General features: G+C 66.1%; 19 protein-coding genes, 1 tRNA gene and 1 pseudogene. 10 read left to right on the top strand and 11 right to left on the bottom strand.

Annotation, left to right across the window (positions count from 1 at the left end; genetic code table 11):
• The first annotated feature begins 69 nt into the window (after positions 1-69).
• Both GWK61_RS18670 and GWK61_RS18665 read left to right on the top strand, forming a co-directional pair.
• Complete coding sequence (locus tag GWK61_RS18670) at positions 70-624, top strand: flavoprotein (protein ID WP_228562532.1); 555 nt, start codon at positions 70-72, stop codon at positions 622-624.
• A 224-nt stretch (positions 625-848) separates the two neighbouring features.
• Positions 849-1,751 (top strand): helix-turn-helix domain-containing protein, encoded by a 903-nt coding sequence (locus GWK61_RS18665; RefSeq protein ID WP_194909715.1) that lies wholly within the window; start codon positions 849-851, stop codon positions 1,749-1,751.
• A gap of 19 nt (positions 1,752-1,770) precedes the next feature.
• On the opposite strand, the gene GWK61_RS18660 is transcribed toward GWK61_RS18665, so the two are convergent.
• Positions 1,771-2,163, bottom strand: coding sequence for a hypothetical protein (locus tag GWK61_RS18660; protein ID WP_194909714.1), 393 nt, complete (start codon positions 2,161-2,163; stop codon positions 1,771-1,773).
• A 342-nt stretch (positions 2,164-2,505) separates the two neighbouring features.
• Positions 2,506-7,080, bottom strand: coding sequence for a MobF family relaxase (gene mobF / locus GWK61_RS18655; RefSeq protein ID WP_194909713.1), 4,575 nt, complete (start codon positions 7,078-7,080; stop codon positions 2,506-2,508).
• A gap of 282 nt (positions 7,081-7,362) precedes the next feature.
• Here mobF and GWK61_RS18650 point away from each other — a divergent pair, with 282 nt between their 5' ends.
• Positions 7,363-7,698, top strand: a complete 336-nt coding sequence (locus GWK61_RS18650; RefSeq protein WP_194909706.1) for a hypothetical protein — start codon at positions 7,363-7,365, stop codon at positions 7,696-7,698.
• A gap of 162 nt (positions 7,699-7,860) precedes the next feature.
• On the opposite strand, the gene GWK61_RS18645 is transcribed toward GWK61_RS18650, so the two are convergent.
• Positions 7,861-8,574 (bottom strand): hypothetical protein, encoded by a 714-nt coding sequence (locus tag GWK61_RS18645; protein WP_194909704.1) that lies wholly within the window; start codon positions 8,572-8,574, stop codon positions 7,861-7,863.
• Between the two features lie 84 nt (positions 8,575-8,658).
• On the opposite strand from GWK61_RS18645, the gene GWK61_RS56565 reads away from it, so the two are divergent.
• On the top strand, positions 8,659-9,189 hold the full coding sequence (locus tag GWK61_RS56565) for a peptidoglycan-binding domain-containing protein (RefSeq protein ID WP_228562535.1): 531 nt from the start codon (positions 8,659-8,661) through the stop codon (positions 9,187-9,189).
• 33 nt (positions 9,190-9,222) lie between these two features.
• On the opposite strand, the gene GWK61_RS59605 is transcribed toward GWK61_RS56565, so the two are convergent.
• The 4 genes from GWK61_RS59605 to GWK61_RS18620 form a co-directional block, all read right to left on the bottom strand.
• Positions 9,223-9,801: a methyltransferase family protein gene (locus tag GWK61_RS59605; RefSeq protein WP_194909702.1), complete on the bottom strand. Its 579-nt coding sequence runs from the start codon at positions 9,799-9,801 to the stop codon at positions 9,223-9,225.
• 186 nt (positions 9,802-9,987) lie between these two features.
• Entirely contained in the window at positions 9,988-10,536 is a 549-nt protein-coding gene (locus tag GWK61_RS18630) for a hypothetical protein (RefSeq protein WP_194909699.1), read from the bottom strand.
• A gap of 142 nt (positions 10,537-10,678) precedes the next feature.
• Positions 10,679-11,287 (bottom strand): helix-turn-helix domain-containing protein, encoded by a 609-nt coding sequence (locus GWK61_RS59600; protein WP_194909697.1) that lies wholly within the window; start codon positions 11,285-11,287, stop codon positions 10,679-10,681.
• A gap of 257 nt (positions 11,288-11,544) precedes the next feature.
• On the bottom strand, positions 11,545-12,090 hold the full coding sequence (locus GWK61_RS18620) for a hypothetical protein (RefSeq protein WP_194909695.1): 546 nt from the start codon (positions 12,088-12,090) through the stop codon (positions 11,545-11,547).
• A 198-nt stretch (positions 12,091-12,288) separates the two neighbouring features.
• On the opposite strand from GWK61_RS18620, the gene GWK61_RS18615 reads away from it, so the two are divergent.
• On the top strand, positions 12,289-12,738 hold the full coding sequence (locus GWK61_RS18615) for a hypothetical protein (protein WP_194909693.1): 450 nt from the start codon (positions 12,289-12,291) through the stop codon (positions 12,736-12,738).
• A 44-nt stretch (positions 12,739-12,782) separates the two neighbouring features.
• Here GWK61_RS18615 and GWK61_RS18610 read toward each other — a convergent pair whose 3' ends face one another.
• Entirely contained in the window at positions 12,783-13,763 is a 981-nt protein-coding gene (locus GWK61_RS18610; RefSeq protein ID WP_194909691.1) for a DUF2637 domain-containing protein, read from the bottom strand.
• Between the two features lie 77 nt (positions 13,764-13,840).
• Positions 13,841-14,332: a hypothetical protein gene (locus tag GWK61_RS18605; protein ID WP_194909689.1), complete on the bottom strand. Its 492-nt coding sequence runs from the start codon at positions 14,330-14,332 to the stop codon at positions 13,841-13,843.
• 241 nt (positions 14,333-14,573) lie between these two features.
• On the opposite strand from GWK61_RS18605, the gene GWK61_RS18600 reads away from it, so the two are divergent.
• The 5 genes from GWK61_RS18600 to GWK61_RS18580 all read left to right on the top strand — a co-directional run bounded on the left by GWK61_RS18600 (position 14,574) and on the right by GWK61_RS18580 (position 17,215).
• The gene (locus GWK61_RS18600; protein ID WP_194909686.1) at positions 14,574-14,768 is read left to right on the top strand and encodes a hypothetical protein; all 195 of its coding nucleotides are present in this window, start codon (positions 14,574-14,576) and stop codon (positions 14,766-14,768) included.
• Between the two features lie 160 nt (positions 14,769-14,928).
• Positions 14,929-15,126: a hypothetical protein gene (locus GWK61_RS18595; RefSeq protein WP_194909684.1), complete on the top strand. Its 198-nt coding sequence runs from the start codon at positions 14,929-14,931 to the stop codon at positions 15,124-15,126.
• 5 nt (positions 15,127-15,131) lie between these two features.
• Positions 15,132-15,416 carry a hypothetical protein gene (locus GWK61_RS18590; RefSeq protein ID WP_194909682.1) on the top strand — a complete coding sequence of 95 codons (285 nt, stop codon included), beginning with the start codon at positions 15,132-15,134 and terminating at the stop codon, positions 15,414-15,416.
• Positions 15,417-15,626: 210 nt separating this feature from the next.
• The gene (locus GWK61_RS56550) at positions 15,627-15,968 is read left to right on the top strand and encodes a helix-turn-helix transcriptional regulator (protein ID WP_228562531.1); all 342 of its coding nucleotides are present in this window, start codon (positions 15,627-15,629) and stop codon (positions 15,966-15,968) included.
• Positions 15,968-17,215, top strand: coding sequence for a tyrosine-type recombinase/integrase (locus GWK61_RS18580; RefSeq protein ID WP_194909679.1), 1,248 nt, complete (start codon positions 15,968-15,970; stop codon positions 17,213-17,215). Before GWK61_RS56550 ends, GWK61_RS18580 begins: the two co-directional genes overlap by 1 nt.
• Before the next feature lie 69 nt (positions 17,216-17,284).
• Here GWK61_RS18580 and GWK61_RS18575 read toward each other — a convergent pair.
• Positions 17,285-17,358, bottom strand: a tRNA-Pro gene (locus GWK61_RS18575).
• A gap of 116 nt (positions 17,359-17,474) precedes the next feature.
• A pseudogene (locus GWK61_RS18570) lies at positions 17,475-17,691 on the bottom strand (ribosome biogenesis GTPase Der); the annotation flags it as partial.

The following is a 17,691-nucleotide window of genomic DNA, read 5'->3' as shown; positions in this document are numbered from 1 at the left end:
TGCGCGACGTCCGCCCCGGAACCCTCGTGCCCTGACTATTTGTGGCCGTGCGGTTGGAAGGACACTGTCTTGCCAAAGAAGCCCGTTCTTTACGCCATCGGTTGCGGCGGCTACCCATCGGAGCTCATGCCGGATCTCGTGAGGCATGCGCAGGGTGAGGGATGGGATGTCTGTGTGATTGGGACCCGCATGGGAATGCGGTTTCTTGACGCCGTTCTGCTGCAGGAGCTGACCGGCTATCCCGTTCGCGACGATTATAAGAAGCCTAACGAGCCCGACGTCTTGCCGGATGCAGATGCGTTCGTCGTCGCGCCGGCGACGTTCAACACCGTCAACAAGGTAGCCGCAGGCATCTCGGACACGTTGGCGCTGGGTTTGATCAACGAAGCCATCGGCATGGGGAAGCCCGTCATCTTGGCGCCCTGGCCGAACCAGGAGCTCGTCAAGCATCCAGCCTTCCCCCGAAGCGTCGAGCTGCTTGCTGAGGCTGGCGTGCGCTTCGTGCTCGATCGGGCCGTCCTCCCACTGCCGGCCTCGGGGAGACCAGGAGCCGCCACGTTCCCGTGGGCCGAGGTGCATTCCGCGCTGGCGGTCGCGAAGGACGAGGTCCTGGCGGGCTTCTGAAAGCTGCTCTCGGCCGGCCGCACGATATCGCATTCGGCATGTGTCGGCTGAGCTGAAGCCTCTTCACGCGATCGGGTGAAATCTCAGCGTGCGCTCTTGCGGGGATGCGAGATTCTGTAACCCAGTGCGCTCTGTGGGTACTATCTTCGGCAGCTGAGAAGCAAGTACCCCGGCCGGTGCTACCAACACCGCCGGGGCGTGGCACTAGGAGTAAGGCCTCCCGAATGCGAATCCATCGTAGCGCGCGCGAACGCTTTTTTACGGCGTTGGGCAACGAAGTCCTTCGAGACAGCCGCTTGAGCTTCTGTGCTCGCGGCATCCTCGCCTACCTGCTCTCCCAGCCGGACGGGAAGCGCGACGACATCCGGACGCTCTCGGAACGAACGCCGGAGGGCCGGGAGCGCGTCGCCTCCGCGATGCGGGAGCTGGAGAAGCTCGGCTACCTCACCCGAACGAAGAAGCGCACGCCCGACGGGCACATCTACACCGAGGTAGAGGTCTTCGACAGGCCAGGGGAAGCGTCGTCGCAGCCCGAGCCGAGCGCCGGGTTTCCGGCCTCCGGTGGGTCGGCTGCCAGCCCAGACGGCGATCACCCCGTGAAGGAACGGGACAAAGAACCCACCCACCCGACGCCGGGAGCCGAAGGCACGGATAACGGGCCCAACATGGACTCCGACGACGAATTGCGAGCAAGCGCCCAGTTGCTCGCCCGTGTCGTGCGGGCCGAACCGCGGTTGGCGTTGGGCTGGACCGACGTGTTGCGGCTCGCGCCCTTGGTGGCCGAATGGCGGCGCCGCGGCGCTTCTGAACTTCACATCGTTGGCTCGCTGACCTCTGGCCTGCCGCGGGCCGGAGTGCATCACCCGGCGCGGTTCGTCGAGACGCGGCTCGTCGCGAAGATGCCCCTTGAACGGCGCGAGGCCCCGCTACGGCCCGAGTGCGAAGGGTGCGGTGTTCCCGTTCCGTCTGCCGGTCTGTGCGTATCGTGCCGAGAAGATCAGCCTGCTGGAGCCCGGACGGTAGCGGAAGGCCAGGTCGTTGCTCGTGGTGTCGCTAGAGCGCGTGCGGCTCTGCGGGGTCTGTCGATCGAGTGCGTGATGCCTGGGCTGGCTGGCGCTCAGAGCTAGAGATCTTTAATGGTGGAGGTTATGCCTCCGCGTTTGGCGGTTGAGGCGGGACGGGTTGGTTCCAGTTGAGCTCGTAGGTGCATTCGGGAGCGGCGGTGTCGTGGACGGCCGGTCCGGTGATGGCGATGTTGCGCGGGCGGCCGTCGCGGTCTGCCTCGATCCAGACGGTGACGCCGCCGATGTTCATCCACCAGCGGTCGGCTTCCATCTGCTCGACGTGGAGCCAGCGGCCGACGGCGAGTTCGTCGAACTCGGTGGCCTCCAGGACATGGGTCTGGCGGCGGTCAGTGTCCGGGAGCGCGGAGCCGCCGTAGGTCGGTCTGTTGGTCACATGGTGCGAGGTGCCGTCGGGTCCTGGTTCGTGGACCAGCAGGCGCCAAGGCGATCCGGCCCGGCGCAGTCGTGGGCTCATGGCTGACCATCGTCGCGGCCGGGGGTGGTGCTGTCGCGTGGATTGTTCGGCCGGCCGCGGAGGCTGGCGCGAGAGTACGGGAGGCACTTTCAGCGTTCATGGTTCTCCTAGTGCGCCGTGGCGGCCGGAGCTCGCCGCGGTCGGCCTCTATGGCATGCGAGTTTCCGTCGGTCGACTTCTCAAGCGTGAACCCTCTTACCGGGTCCGGCCATGGCTTCGCGCTGCGGGCTCGTGCCTGTTGAACGCACCTGCTCTGGTCGAAGTCCCATGCGTTGCCGGTGACCTGGACCGGACGTCTGGAAGGTTTAAGTTTTGTGGCCGTCCATCGGAGGTACCGGATCTTTACTGTTCCGGCCTGGGCCCACGCGGCTGCTCCGGCGGGATGTGGGGCGGGCGCTGAGTCTGGGTGTTCGACGGCCGATTCGACAGCTCGGTTTGGATTTTGGGCGTTTGCTGCTGAGCTGTCTGGGCCGGGCGGCCGTGGCGCTGCTTGGCGCGGCCGCGAGCGCTCGGCGTCCTCGGAACGGGCCGGCTGGCGGCGCTGGGTTCGGGGACATCCAGGTGTCCGTGCTCGATGAGGCTGGCGGCGAGTTGCTGGTGGTAGACGGGCTGATCCGCGTCGGCAGCTGGCTCGCGCTCATCGCCGAGCCAGTTTCGGCCGAGTCGGTTGGCGAGTTCGGTGGCGATGCGGTTCTGCTCCTCGGTGTCCAGGGTCCGGTAGCGGTCGGCGGCAAGTCGGCCCCAGCTCGGGTCCGCTGTCGGGTTGGCTCCCCGTAGGGCCAGGAGGGATTCCGCCGCGACCCAGTAGGCGCGATGGCCGACCCGCCCGCTCTCGGGATAGGGGCCGAGCGGGTGATCCGGATCGTCATTGGTGACCTGGTATTGGTCGCGGTAGGCGGCGATGGCGGCGACGTGGCTCAGCCAGGATTCCCGCTTGGCAGGGTCGGCGGGCTCGACGTCGAGGTGCGCCGTCCAGGCTGGTCGTTCGGCTGCGGCGGTGTGGACCAAATGTTCGACGCGACGACGGATCAGTTCGGCGCGAGCGTCCAGGTACGGCCGCCACTGCGGAGCGGTGACCGGTCGTGCGCTGCGGAGCCAGGCTGGTAGGAGGGGGTCGTCCATACGATGGGCAGCCGACTCCAGGTGCTTGGCCAAGGCGGTTAGGGTGACGCCATTCGTGCCGGCTTCGAGGCTCACGATGGCCCCGGTCAATGCGGCTTCGGGTTCGGTGCCCGCCGCTTCGAGTCGCGTCAATGCGCGCGTGATCCGGCGCCAAGCAGAGCGCGGGTCGTCGGTCGTGCTGGCGGTTCTCGCGTCAAGATAGCGGTGGATGGCCAAGGCAGCCGATTGGCAGACCGGGACTCCGGCACCGAGTGTTCTGCGGTTGACTACCGCTTCCAAGACCTTGGCGGGGTCGATTCCGAGGGTGTCGGCGCGCCGTAACGCGAGCAGGAGTGCCGGCCAGGTGTCTTCGTCGCGGGCCTGTTCGGTGCGGATGGTTCCCAGGGCTCGATAGACGGCGCGCTCGTACAGCCGGTCGGAATCGCCGTCACGTACGCGCGGGACTGGGACCGTCGGCGGGGGAGCCGGATTGATTCCAGATGCCAAGGCCGGGGCGACCTCGGCGAGGATGGAGCGGTAGCGAATCTCGTCGGGGCCGGCGGCGACGGGTGCCGATTCCGTCTCGATGACCTGGCGCAGACGCCACGAGATGACTTGAGCCAGCGAGTCCGCGGTGGCCAACTCGCGCTTGCGTGCGGTCGTGCCGAGGAGAGCTGAGACGTCCCAGCTGGCCGTGTCGGCGTCGCGAAGTGCCCGCAGGACTGCGTGCCACGCCGGATCGCCGATGATCTCCTCGGCTAGGTCCGGCAACGCCTTCTCGACCACCTGCCGGTAGTGGGAGTCGGTGGCGACATCGAGGGCGTGGTCGTATCGGGGTACGAGGATGAACAGCGATTGGGCTTCGGCGAACGAGGCTCGGATCTGCTCGGTCGCCGACAGCTCGGCGGTCTCGCGAGCCATTACGTGTTCGAGGATCTCGCGGGCGGCGTAGACGTCCGGGTCGAACTTCACGGCGTCCACATGCTCGTCCTCGTCCAAGCTCGCGAGCTCGTGGGTGGCGACGTACAACACGGTGCCGTGGCGGGCGCGGGAGGTGATGACGTAGAAGTTCTCCCGTCCCATCTCCTCGGTTATCAGCGCGTGGCAGGCGTCCACTGTCGAGCCTTGGGCGCGGTGCGCGGTGGTGGCGTAGAGCAGCTCGACGTTGGTCGCGACGTACTTCGGCGGGAGCGACACCCGCCCGTGATGTTCCAGGTGCTCGACGGTCAGGGCGCCGTTTGCGTGGCGTTCGACTACTTCCCAGGCATCGCCGTTCTTCACGAAGTCGCGTGTTCCGGAGCGGAGCCGGCGGTCGTTGTCGCGGGTGACGATCAGGTCCCGCGTGCCCGCGAGATTGCCGTCGTGCAGTCGTACACCGTCGGCTTCGACCTGCCCCGCGGCGACCCGGTCGGCGCGAGCCCGAGCGCACAGTTCGGCCACATCGGCGTTGGTTGCGGCGACCATCAGGGCCTTGCGCCCGGCGAGCATGTCCGTCTTCCAGCCCGCGTACGCCTGCTCGGTCATGCCCTGACGCGACCCGTGCTGAATCCGTCCGGCGTCTTGGTAGAAGTCGAGCCCGGCGGTGTCGCCGACACGGATCTTGAGCGTTGCCTCGGCTTCGAAAGGGTCCTCGAACCGGTACAGGGTCGACAACTCCACCGCCCCGGACTCGTTCGCGATGAGCCTCAGGGCGCCACCGGATTCGACCGCGCCGAGCTGCCGGTAGTCGCCCAGCAGGCGCACGGCGGCACCATGCTGGGCGGCGATGGTCACGAGCCGGTCGAGGTTCAAGGTGCCGGCCATGCCGGCCTCGTCCACCAAGACGGTGTCGCCCGGGTTCAGGGCGAAGAACTCCTTCTCCCGCGGTACCTTCCGTCCGGCGGCCAGGGCCTTGGCGTGCGGTCCTTTCTTCCATTCCCACAGGAACTTGTGCAGGTTTTCGGCTCCAGTCCCCAGCTCCGCAGCCAAGACCCCGGCCGCCGATGCGGAGGTCGCCAACGGCACCAGCCGCCCACTTCCGCCAGCGCCGATAACGGTGGTCAGAGCCTTCATAGCGGTGGTTTTGCCGGCCCCGGCCGGGCCGATTCCGGCCAGCAGCAACCGTCCGTCGCACGCGAACGCCTTCACCAACGCCCGCTGACCCGAGTCGAGACCGTCGCCGGTTCGCTGGTCATGAGCGGCCAACACCAGGTCGGTGGTCTCCCCGTCGACTCCGACCGTGGTGCGGTATCCGGCGGCGCCGACCAACCGGGCCTCAGCGTCCAGAACAGCTTGGCTGGTGAATCGCTCGGCTCCGTGTTGGACGAATACCGACGACCCGTCCGAGCGGCGCAGCGCGGTCGGCTCGGTCACCAGCTCCGGCGGCTCGGTGGAGATCGACCACTTGGACAGCGCCACGTCCACAACCGCGGAGACCGCGCGCTCCTGTTCGGCCGGCGACGTAAACCGAGTTCCACGCAGCTCTCGCTGCGCCTGCGCGAATACGCTCCAACGGGTCCACGTCGCGTGGTGCTCCTGGACTTCGGCCACCACTCGGCTGGCGACATCCGCCACATCCAGCTCGGCGCAGGTGATGGGCTGCGGCCTGCGGCGACCGCGTGTGGGGACGACCGCGCTCACTTCGGCGAGGGCATGCGGCCCAAAGGTCGCTGTCAGGTCGTCGCGCCACTCGTTCCGCATCAGGGCCCACGCTCGTGGTGGCTTCTTGCCCTTGCGGGTCGCCAACGTCGCTTGCTGAGCGAGTTCGTGTGCCGCCGGCAGTGTCGGATCGCGCCCATGCGCAGCGCGGAACTCGGCGACCAGGCGCTGGTACTCGACCTCGATGTCGGTTCGCCGGCGGGTGAAGTGCGACAGCACCCGCGCAGGGAAGCCTTTGATCTCGCGTATCGGCTCGCGCTTGCCGAGGGTGTCTGATCGGGCCTCGAATTCGAGTCCGAGGCGCGCGTGCAGCTCGTTCTCCAGCGCGGTGTTGTAGAGCTCGGAGGCCGCGACCGTCATCCGGTACAGGCTGCGGGCGTCGAGTGCCTGCCACTTTCCGTTGGTTCCGAGGACCTTGCTGGAGACTGCGACGTGCGAGTGGAGGTTCGGCTCTCCCAGCCGGTTGTCCGCGTGGTCGAAGACTGCGGCGATCAGCCCGTGCGTCTCGATCTGTGCCTGACCGGACGAGCCGGTACGGGTGTGCGCGGCCTGTTCCTCGAGCAGCTTCAGGGCTGCGTCTCGGGCCGCATAGTGCGCCTGCTCGATCGCCTGGCGGACCCATGGACGGGGATCGAGACCCCACAGCCGGGAGACAGAAGACACCGGAGTGAAGACCAGGTCGAAGCCCGCCACGGCCCGCCGCTGGCGCCGAGCTTCCTCCCGCCGGACCTTCTTCTCCTCGGCCGCCGTCGGTGCCCGACCGATCTCGGTCTGGATCGCCTCCAGCCTGGCCGCTACGCGATCGTCGAAGGCGCCGAGATCCTGGTACTCGGGGAACGGCCGGCCGAGGCCGGCGGCCTTCCGCGCCTGCTCGTTGACCTTCTTGAGCTGCCGTTCCGACATCCCGGCTGTGACGTTCTCGCGCTGGTAGTTCGCGATGATGGCGGCGGCGTTCGGGTGCAGGCCCTGCCCGAACAGCGCCGTCATCTGCTCTTCGGAGACCTGGCCGGACAGTTCGAGATCCCGTAGCCCCGACCCCATCCACGTTCCCGGTGGGTTGCCGGTTTCGGTGTAGTACTCGGCCGCCGACTTGCCCCGCTGCGGGCTGCTGTCGCCAGCGGCTACCTGCCTGGTCAGGTAGGTGTAGCCATCGCCGGCGGTGATCTTGTGGATCGTCATCACGATCGGATCACCGCCCTTCGTGCGTGGGCGCGTCCCGCGCAGCGGACCATGTTCAGATTGTCTGCAAAAGGTGTGTTAGTAGAACTATAGGGCATTCTGTTCATGTGGGCTAACGCTTCCGTTGTCTAGTACAAGTGAGCGCTATCTTGCATTCGATCTTGCGTAGGTCAGGTGGACCTTGCGTCAGCGGCGAGGTAGACGTGCTGGTGGCCGCTGACGGCGACCGTGGTGCTCGGCTTCTGGCCGAAACATGCGCTCCCCATGACGAACTGATCCGACATGCCCACCTCCGCGATCGATCCGACGGCGGCCGTAGACCGGCTCCTCGCCGAGGTCGGAGTGAGCAAGTGGGCCGGCGGCCAGCGCTGCACGCTCGACTCGCGCCTCCGCAGATGGTCATCGCTGGCAGAGGAGGTTGACGAGGGGGATATCTCCACCGCGCTCGAGTCCTCCAACGATGCCTGGTGCCGCGGAGTGCTGGTAGCCGTTTGGTCGCGATTCCCTGCGCAGGTCCGCGATGCCGGACGGGCACAGCTGAAGCGTGCGGACGCACAGTTCATTGCGGCGATCATCCCGTGGCCGAACCACGAGGATGAGACGAAGTGGTGGAAGTAGCGCATCCCTCGCGAGCTCCGAGCTATCCGGATGAGGGTTACGAGTCGGGCTGGCCGCCGGGATGGGCGATGATGCCGTGCCCCAAGCCCGATGAGGTCGTGGTCTCGATCTGGGACTGATCAAGAGCAGCGGGGACGTGGCCACGTTCCCGCAACCGATCAACTAAGGCCGGCCGGATGCGCTCATCTGTGCTTCCAACAATCGGTTTGCTGCGGTGCCGCGTGTCCAGGCGACCGCGCGCCATGGCCGCGGTTGCTGGTGTGTCCACGACTGGAACTCCTGGATCGCAAGGGTCGGCGAGATCCTCCAACGAACGGTTGGTCCTGACGCCTCGGGGACGTCGACGAGCTCCGCGCCAATATCACCGAGTTGGTTGACGTCGACGTTCCAGAAGCACAAGTCCCACTGCGAGAGCTCGTCCATGAGCGCGTGGGACTCGATGAGCGTGGAGAGTGACGGCGCGATCTCCAGGAAGTTGCTGCTTCCGTCCTCGGCCCCAACGCGGCCATCGGTGTGCACGAGATGGCGGACCGGGCTGGACACGCGTTCTCCGATCCAGTCGAAGTACCAGCCGCCGGGTCTATCCGCCCAGGCGTACCCGGCGAGATCGTAGTTCCATTCGCGGGCGAGCTCGTGGCGCTGCCCGTCGAGGACAAGGAAGCGTCGGACGGTGTAACGCAGGCCTCCGTATCGGAGTGCGAATCCCTCGCGCCGGATGGCAAGCATCGGAGGAGCAGTGAGGAACCCTTCGCCGATCAGTCGGACGTGCTTAATCTGAGTCTGAAGATCGGGCTCGGGCGGCACGCGCCATCCTGTGCGCCGAAGCAGGGCCTGTGCTCGGGTGGATAGAACGTCGAGGTCGTCCAACAGGTGCATATGGCTTCTTCTCTGAACCGGTTGTCGTGCTCATCATGCTGGCTAATCGATCGCGGGTGCAACGGAGTGTGGTGCGTGCAGAACATGCTCGACACGCTCGGCTACAACGCGGGCGCCACGGACGGCATCTGGGGACCGAACACCAGGAACGCGGTCCTCGCCTTTCAGCGGGCCCACGAGTTCGACCTCGGTAGGCCGGACGGGATCGTCGGTGCGTACACCGGCGACGAGCTGCTGGACGTCTGGGCACAGACCGGTCGGTCCAACGGGCGGGGCGGCTACTGCGATGGCCTGCGATTACGCAGGCCATCCGAGCTGCTTCTCGGTGCTGGGACTGGCGTCGGCTGCGGTCTGTTGGTGGGGCAGGGCCGGGAACTGGTGCGCACCGTGCTGGAGGAGTGGCTGCGCAGGGGGCGGCGGTTGTCAAGCCTGATCCGCCTTGATCTGGAGGACGGCGGCCCGGCTGTGGCGGTCGTCTTCGCCAAGGCGCTGCACGCCGACTCGGATGTTCCCGTCGCGGCCCGACGACGTGCCGAGACCCTCGACGCCGACCATCCCGATCTGCACGACGGTGCCGGCCGCGATCGCAACACCGCCCTGGCCCGGCGACTCTAGGCCGTGCTGGACAGCGCGTAGACGGCGGGGCGGTCACCAGACAAAGGGGATCAGCCGGTGGGGAGTGGCGGCCGCGTAAGCCTGGTAGGCATCGCCCAGTTCGCGGTGCAGGACCTCTTCTTCCACCTTGATCCCTGCGATGAGCGAGACCACGGTTGTCACGGCTGCGACGCCGAGCGACAACCAATTCGACATCATCGTTACTGCGCCCACCATCGTCAGGATGAGGCCGGCATAACTCGGGTGCCTGACGATTCTGTACGGGCCGGAGGTGATGACGGCCTGGTCGCTACTGGTCATGAGGACGAAGGTGAAGTAGTCGCCCAGTGTCCGGAAGCACCACCAACGCAAGGCGCCGCCGCAGCCCAGGGCTCCGATCCCGATCAGAGCGATCAGCCACGGGGGACGGATTGTGGCGTCCGGCACGGTCCATGACAGGAGGGCCGCGGCGCCGACGCCGGCTAGTGGGGCGTAGGCGAGGACCTTGCTGCAGCGGTCTTGGGCTTTGGTGGCAGTGGGGCGGGTCCGCCGACGCTGCCGGGACTCCACTGCGAGCCAGATGGCTGAGACAGCGAGGAGAGCGGCGATCTCCGGAGACAGTTCGGATGGCACAATGTCACGCTAGGCAGCGCGGAATGTGCAAACTTCATTCTACTGATGCCGACACGACGAGGTTCGTCCCATTGGGTGTTCACCACGCCGCAGTCTGGAGAGCGTCCTTGCGGTCCAGTGCGGCCGTTGCTCCAGGCGGTCTCGCCTCTTCAAGGGGAGCAACAACGACGTGTGGTGGTGGTGCTGCTACGTCCGCTGAGTGCCGTTTTCGCTCGGGCCGTCGTTCGCCTGGAGCCAGGGGTTGTCCGGATCGGCGGTGATCTTCACGTGGCGGGGGGCGTCGCGGGGGAAGGTCCAGATCCGGCCCAAGGTGCTGGTGGCGGTCACCGTAGTGGCGTCCAAGGTGACGTCTGCGAGCGGGTTGGAGTAGCAGGAGACCGCAAGCCACTCCAGGGCGCCTTCGTCGTCGTCCCGGGTCAGGGCGACCCAGCCGATACTGCCGTGGCCTGATGATTCTCCTGCCAGGGCACGGCTTCCGGCGTGAGCGCATGAAGCCAAGGTCGTGTCGATGTCCATCCAGTCACTGGGAGTCCATGCGGTAGCCCTGAGCAGCTCCGACCAGTGCCAGTCCTGAGCGCGGGTGTCACGGCCCTGACCGGACTGGTAGAGCGGCAGGAGGTTCGTCACCGACAGCGAGCCATCGGCATAAACGATGAAGTCCCCAGCGGGCGCCTCTCGGGCGCGCCAATGCTCCTGCACCTGGTCGGGCCTCGGTGCTGCGTCAAAGGAACTCACGCCCACCAGGATGACATCGGCTGCGGACCGCGGTGCGGCCTGCCGGGCTGAACAACTGGCCGGCCGGCTGTCAGTGGACGGCCGACGCGAGCAGGCCGAGGTTGGCCAGCTAGGAGCGATGTTTGGCGGTTGGGCGGTCGCCTCAGTGTTCCTCGCGCGCGAGCCACCGCTGAATGGTTCGCACGCTTACGCCGTACCGCGTGGCCAACTCGGCGGTGTCCGGCCTCGCGGATCCTGCGTCGTCGAGTTCCGCGAGGTACGTGAACAGCGCGGCCGCTTCTTGGTTCGCCTTCTTGGCCGCCGGCGCCGGTGTCCCTCGCTTCTTTCTCGGCGTGAGGTCCTTTGCGCCGGCCGGCTTACCACGCTGGCCGGGCGCTCTCTCATGGCGCTGAGTCAGATCGCCGCGGCGCCAGTAGCGGAGGCTGTGTGCTTCGATGCTGCGCGCCGTAAGGCCGAGCCGGACGGCCTGGTCCGTGAACACGCCGACGGATACGCCCACAACGGCCGCGGCCTCGACGTCGTCGAGCAGGTCGTCGGGGGAGGGCTCCGGTTGTGCGGGAAGAGGCTGCCCGGTCCTGTGTGCCTCGACCGCGGCCGGATCCCACACGTGGTCCCGTCCTCGGTGCGGGTTCAGAGGCTTCGGGAAGTCGGGATCCTTCAGCACTTGCGCGTTGCGTAGTGCTCCCAGCGTGACGCCGCGGATGCGGGCGACGCGGACTGCGTCCACGGGTTCGACGCCGGCTGGAATCACCCTCAGCGGTCCTTCCTCATGAACACAGGCGACGAGCCGCTCAGAGCTTCAGGCGGCTGAACTACTCCGACCTATACTCAACACCACAGCGCTTCTCAAGGGCTGTAACCGGTCGGGGTCGGCGAGCTTCCACCGCGCGAGCGGACATCTCCGTCGGCCCCGATTCCTTCCTTTGCCGTGCAGCGGTAGGTACCCCGGAGGTCGTGAGGAAGCGGGAGCTGGAGACTCGCTCCGGCTCCCGCACTTCGCTTGCTGGACTAGGGCAGCATGACGTATGCGCGTGTTTCGGTGAGTTCGTGGAGCACGCGCGCTGAGCACCGCCTGACGGCTTCCGTGTCGAAGTCACCCTCGACGTTGAGTACGTCGGCGAACCACTGGCTGGCGACCATCTCGCGGACGCGTTCGGCGAGCGTGTTGTGGGCTGCGTCCAGGGATCGCAGCGCCAGGTTGTCGGCCACTGCCCACCGGCCCAGGCTCAATGCGCACCATCCCGCGACGCTCAGCGCCGCGGCGCCGGCCGCGCCTGCGTGGTTGGCCATCCGGGCTAGCCCGAGCGTTAGCATCAGGACTCGGCGTGCTCCCTCCTTAGTGCAGGCGAATGTAGCGAGGTAGTCCCGTACTACAGCGTCTTCGCCGATCCGGCGGAGCACCGTCGCGGACCACGGGTGGCCGTCGATCAGGTGGCCCGGGATCTTGCTGAAGACGACTCGATCGGTTGCTGCGCGGTCCTCGGCCGAAAGCAGGGTCATGAGGACGACCATCTGCTCGCTCCTGGGCATGACCTGCGTTGTGTTCTTGTTCATGAGCGTCCCTTCTCAAGGCTGTGACCTGGTTCGTCGCGTCGGCTTCCATCTCTCGGCGACAACTTAAATATACCTGCAATAGGTCATGCGATGTGGAGTTGGGGCGGAGTGAAGGGTGAAATTCACTCGCGTGGGCCAGCGCACCTCGGGTGGCGGGTTGGGCGTCGCTTGTTAGCTGAAATACTCTCCGAGTCGCCGATGGCTGCCGTTCTGCTTACTGTGGTGAACATGACACGACGAACTGGAGCATCAGCTCGGACTCAGGCTCTGACCAAGGCTCAGGAAGCGGTAGCGCTGCGAGACGCCGAACGGATCAAGCGGGAGAAGCAGCTCGAAGCCGCTCTGGCCGACTACTTCCAGGCGCACAGCGAAGTGGAGCGGATACATGCCGAAGCCGAAGTGGCAGCGTCACCATTCGAAGCTTCGATTCGCGACGCCGTGCGCTCCCTGGACCTCTTGGGCGAGACCCGTGCCGGCATTGCCGGGCTGACTGGCCTTTCGTTGCTGCGTATCCGTGACTACCTCTCGGATCTGGCCCCGAATGCGCCGGTGCCCGATGCGCCGATTCTCGAAGAGCTTGCGCGGCGCAGACGCCAGCCCGACGCCGAAGTGCTCGCGAGCATGCCGGCGGTGCGCTCCGGAGATTGACGAGCATCTGCGCGAGCCGCTAGAGCTGCGCCGCTTCGGGCGCCTTACTCCGACTTCATGGCGCTTGTCGGTACGGGTGAAGTGAAGCGTGCGCCACTTTCCATCAAGCGCGGCAACGCCTGCATCACGTAACGTCGGGCCGTCCCCCGGGAAAGTGGCGCAGGAAGTGACGCGGCGGCCTGGTATGCGGCGGCGTTCCGCTCGCGCTCGTCTTCTGAGAACAGGCGCAGATCGCCGGAGCGCACTTGTTCCGTCAGCGCGGCTTCGAATGCGACGCGCTTGGGACCGGGGCCTCGACCGCGGCGAAACGCCCGCGTGGGTGCTTTGGCGCGTCGGATGCCGTCGGCGACTTCCATCTGCTCCGCTTCTTGTTCCGTGTTCGAAGTAGCGCGCCGTGCGGTTTCGTCGACGCAGGACTCGGACTCCGAAGCATTCGGTGCGCCCTCAGCCTCGTGGCGCAGCGTTTCGCGCAGCTTGCGCCACATCAGTGCCGGGTAGCTGATCCACAACGTCGACGTGCGCCACATGCTGCGCTCTGCTTCGCTTCGCAGCAGGACGTTGCGCAGGTTGGTGAGCAAGTGCTCCAGAAGCACGGCGTACATCACGGGTGGAACTGCTGCGACGAGAATCCCGCCAGGGGAGTGTGAAGGAGCCTGCAGCAGATTCATGACTACGCTCGCTGCGATGCACCCGATGAGGGAGACTCTGGTAGCCGCATTGCTACGACGCTGCAGCGCTTCGTAGAGACGAAGAAGGGACACTCCAGCCGTCCCGGCGTCGAGGAGCAGGGCCCAGACTCTGGCCTCCGTCGCCTGGTTGCCGTTGTGGGCCAGGACGTACGTCACCTGCGCGTGGTACGACAGCCACGCGGAAAGGCAGGCGAGTGCGAACAGCATGCTTCCGGACAGGGCCAGCAACGTGTGCTCAAGCCAGGCCGGCACCGGAGAGGTGTCGGGCGCGTGTGCGGCCGCCGCAGATGTTGGTGCGGGCGAGTGAACAGGCCGAACCGTATTCTGGTGAGACATCAGGGGTGCCTTCCTCTGATCAGGCCCCGATGGGATCCGCCAAGATCTTCACCATCGGGGCCGCTTTGCGTTCGTGTTCAGTGACTGGCCGCTGTCTCGTGTTCATCGAGGAACTGCAGCCACGACGCCAGCAACTCGGCCTCGGTCGTACCGTGTAGCGCACCGCGGTGCCGAGCGAGGCCGGCGACGGCAATCCGGATCACCGTGCTTGCGGTGATCGGATCGTCGACTCCGTTCCGTGCGGCATCGAGATCGTCGGCGACGTCAGCGAGCGTCGCTTCAAGACCTCCCAGCGACGCGGCGAGGCACAGGAACTCGCGCCACGATGCGAGCAGCTGTACTTCGTTGTCGCCGTGCAGCCGGTCTCCGTGTTCGACCAGTCCGTCGATAGCGACCCGCAGCACGGTGTTGGCGGTGATCCTTTCGCCCTTGACGCTGCGGTCGTCGTGCAGCTGTCGAGCCAGGTGGTCGAGTCCCGTTTGCTGGTCGAGACGGATCAGCGCCTGCTTCGGCCGTGTCTTCGGTCGTTCATCCGAACCTTGCGAAGCATCACGGCCCAGGGGCGTCATCTTGTGCCTTCCAGCTGGAGCGAGTCAGGAGCGTGCGGTGGTCCTCCCTTTGTAGCCCGCTATCAGCTCATATCCAAAGAGATTCACTCTTTTGGACCTCTAAGACTTTAAGGGTCCTGAGCTATCGTGAATCTTGGAAACGCGAGAGGGGGCCGGGTTGGCGCCCGACCCCCTCCTGACACGCTCGACTCGGTGTTACCGCACCGGCCGGGCCAGGACCCCTAACACAGGAGGGAATCCAGTGACCCATTTTGCCATTCCCGACGACGAGTTCCTGCCCTTCGAGGACGAACCCGTCCCCGGTCTCGACGACATGTTGCTTGCTGAGGGCATCAAGCCTCTCGGTCTGTCGCTTGTCGGGGTTGACCTCACCTTCGGCATCGTGGTCTTCGCCGTGGCTGCCGGCATCGATGTCGGAAAGTGGTGGAGCCGGTGAGCGAGTTCTTGGTGGTCGTTGAGTTCAGCACACTTCCCGAAGCCTGACGCTTCACCCGTACATCCCTTGGGGTCGAGTTGGCGCTCGATCCTGCCAAGCAACTGCCCGGCCGGCGTTACCGCACCGGCCGAGCCAGGACACCCCTACACAGGAGGATTCCATGTCCCAGTTCGTCATGTGCCGGCGCGTGTTCGCCGGAGTCATGGTCATCGTGGCCATGGCCACAAGCCCTGTCGCAGAGCCGCACGAGCCGCGCCGCGTCGTCGCTCTCGGGCGGATCTCGCGACGTGGTGGTCAGGTCACCATCTCCGACCGGCTCGCAGCTCTGAACGCGGCTTCGGCCCAGGCTGGACGGTGATCGCCGTGCGTGATCTCGACGAGAGCCACCTCGCTCTGGCATGCATCACCGATGCCGTCTTCTGCTCCGACCTGGAAGCCGGCGCCGTTCTCACGCGCAGTCAGGTGGGTCGGGCCGTCAGCGGCGCGCTGAGAGCGCATCGTGACTGGAACGGGCTGACCCGGGTGGTTCGTGCGGCGTTCGCGGAGGCGCCGGAAGAAGCGGCCAGCCGTGAACGGTGGTGCCGCCAGGTCGCTGAAGCAGTCTTGAGCGGAGACATCGCGCTGAACTGCGACGGCTTCTTTGACTGACGCTGGCGGTCGAGTTTGACTGTTCACCCCAGCGAACAGCATGACGCATCTTCAGCTTGCGTGAACGACATGCTCAACCGACGATGGTGATATGTCCCGCTTGAGCGTAGATCGCTCTAGTGAGATGAAGTCACGTCCACTATGAAACGGCCCCGGCGCTCAGTCACGAAACGGTTCGCCGGGGCCGCACCTCTCACAGGAGGCACCTCCATGATGACTCATCCCAGCGGCACAGCCATGCCCGCTGACGGCGAGGCGCGTATCGAATCGGACGCGTTCCGATCGATTGGCGGCCTGTTCCAAGGCGGGGAGGAAGGCATCGCCGATGCTGCCGTGTACTCGAACGCCGCCCCCGACGACCGCTTCCTGAGCGCTGGGGAACTGGCCTCGCTCATTCACGTCGATGCGTCGACGCTGCGGCGCTGGCGTACATCCACCCCGCTGGCGGGGCCCCCGTTCACGCGGCTCTCTCCTCGGGTCGTCGTCTACAACATCGTCGATGTCCGTCGATGGATCGCCCTGAGCCGCATCGACCCGGCGGAGGGTGTCTGATGGCCGAGCAGATCGACGTCCCGATCGGCGTCGAAGTGTCCGGGTATGTGGAGTATCGCGAGTCGCGGCGCAAGCCGTACCGGGCTCGTGTTCGCTGGACCGACCCGATGACACATGAGCGCATGCGCGCCTCCGAGTCGTTCGACGAGGAAGAGCCGGCAAACGATTGGATCAAGGAGATCCAGCGCAAAGCCGAGGGCGGCGTCAGTCCCTCCACCGCGAAAACGAAGCTGGTCGACTACGGCCGGTTGGTGTGGAAACTCGCGATGCGGGGGTTGGAGGACAAGACGATGGATCCGTACTCGGCCGGCTGGAGGAAGTTGGTTGTGCCGTCGATCGGGCACATTGAACTTCGGCAGCTTTCGCACGGGATCGTCGACCGCGCTGTTCATTCGTGGATCGCTGACGGTGTCGGGAAGTCGAGCGTCAAAAATGCTATTGCCGCGTTGGTTCGCGTGAGCGAACAAGCGGTGCGCGATGGGCTGATCGACAGCAATCCGTCACGCGTCGTCGGTTGGCAGCGGCAATACAAGGAAATCGAGGCAGAGCTCCAGAATCCTCGATCTCTCGCGCTGCCGGACTTCGCAACCCTGCAGCGGCTCGCTGACGGACTTGTCGCGGCCTCTGCAGACGATCGCACCAAGGACAAGCGGACATACCCCGGGTGGGGTGAGATCGTCATGTTCGCAGCCTGCACCGCCACGCGCATCGGTGAGGTCTCCGGTGTGCGCATCAAGGACATCGACACCGAACACTGGATTTGGAAGCTGGTTCGGCAGACGACGCCGGGTCCCGGGGGCCTCCAGGACAAGAACCCGAAGAACAAGCGTGCTCGGGATATCCCGATCATGCCCGAGATCCGGCCGATGGTTCTGCGCCGCATCACCGAGGCCGGCCCGAATCCTGACCCGATGACTCGTCTGTTCACCGGTCCGCGCGGTGGGCGCGTCTCTACGGCCGTGCTGCGCGACGCGACGCACTGGGACGAGGTCGTGTCCGCTCTGGGCCTTGAACATCTCCGTCGCCATGATCTACGCCATACCGGGCTGACGTGGATGGCCGACGCCGGGGTTCCCGTCCATGTGCTGCGTGTCATCGCGGGGCACGGGTCGCTGTCCACGACTCAGCGATATCTGCACCCGGATCGGAAGCGGATCCAGGACGCCGGGACCTCGCTGAATGACTTCCTCAAGACTCAGTGGCCCCCAATTGGCCCCCAAGAGCCTGAGGAGGAGCCAGAGGCATAGCAGTACCCGAAGAACGACGAAGGCCGGTTGACCTGGGTTTACTCCCAGGAAAACCGGCCTTCGTTGCGGTCGGGCTGACAGGATTTGAACCTGCGACCCCTTGACCCCCAGTCAAGTGCGCTACCAAGCTGCGCTACAGCCCGCCGCCCGCTTGAGCGGGCAGGAAGACAATACCGCACCCGGGGCCTTGGAATCACATCGGTTAGTGGCGGCGCGCCGGGTGGGGTGTGAGCGGTGGTGCTGACGGCGGTCGGGTGTCCTACTTTTTCCGGTCCTTGTTCTTCTGGCGGACCTTCACCGAGATCTGGATCGGGGAGCCGGTGAAGCCGAACTCTTCGCGGAGGCGGCGCTCGATGAAGCGGCGGTAGCCGCTCTCCAGGAAGCCGCTGGCGAACAGGACGAAGCGGGGCGGGCGGGTTGACGCCTGGGTGCCGAACAGGATTCTTGGCTGCTTGCCGCCGCGGAGGGGGTGGGGG

It is taken from the genome of Catenulispora rubra (assembly GCF_015356825.1).
GTDB lineage: Bacteria > Actinomycetota > Actinomycetes > Streptomycetales > Catenulisporaceae > Catenulispora > Catenulispora rubra.
Note: the sequence above shows the minus strand (reverse complement) of the source record. Positions and strands in the feature narration are given on the sequence as shown.

Coding starts and splice junctions, on each gene's coding strand:
- GWK61_RS18665 (WP_194909715.1), top strand. CDS start 849: ATGCGAATCCATCGTAGCGCGCGCGAACGCTTTTTTACGGCGTTGGGC.
- GWK61_RS18660 (WP_194909714.1), bottom strand. CDS start 2,163: ATGAGCCCACGACTGCGCCGGGCCGGATCGCCTTGGCGCCTGCTGGTC.
- mobF (WP_194909713.1), bottom strand. CDS start 7,080: ATGACGATCCACAAGATCACCGCCGGCGATGGCTACACCTACCTGACC.
- GWK61_RS18650 (WP_194909706.1), top strand. CDS start 7,363: ATGCCCACCTCCGCGATCGATCCGACGGCGGCCGTAGACCGGCTCCTC.
- GWK61_RS18645 (WP_194909704.1), bottom strand. CDS start 8,574: ATGCACCTGTTGGACGACCTCGACGTTCTATCCACCCGAGCACAGGCC.
- GWK61_RS56565 (WP_228562535.1), top strand. CDS start 8,659: ATGCTCGACACGCTCGGCTACAACGCGGGCGCCACGGACGGCATCTGG.
- GWK61_RS18620 (WP_194909695.1), bottom strand. CDS start 12,090: ATGAACAAGAACACAACGCAGGTCATGCCCAGGAGCGAGCAGATGGTC.
- GWK61_RS18615 (WP_194909693.1), top strand. CDS start 12,289: ATGGCTGCCGTTCTGCTTACTGTGGTGAACATGACACGACGAACTGGA.
- GWK61_RS18610 (WP_194909691.1), bottom strand. CDS start 13,763: ATGTCTCACCAGAATACGGTTCGGCCTGTTCACTCGCCCGCACCAACA.
- GWK61_RS18605 (WP_194909689.1), bottom strand. CDS start 14,332: ATGACGCCCCTGGGCCGTGATGCTTCGCAAGGTTCGGATGAACGACCG.
- GWK61_RS18595 (WP_194909684.1), top strand. CDS start 14,929: ATGTCCCAGTTCGTCATGTGCCGGCGCGTGTTCGCCGGAGTCATGGTC.
- GWK61_RS56550 (WP_228562531.1), top strand. CDS start 15,627: ATGATGACTCATCCCAGCGGCACAGCCATGCCCGCTGACGGCGAGGCG.
- GWK61_RS18580 (WP_194909679.1), top strand. CDS start 15,968: ATGGCCGAGCAGATCGACGTCCCGATCGGCGTCGAAGTGTCCGGGTAT.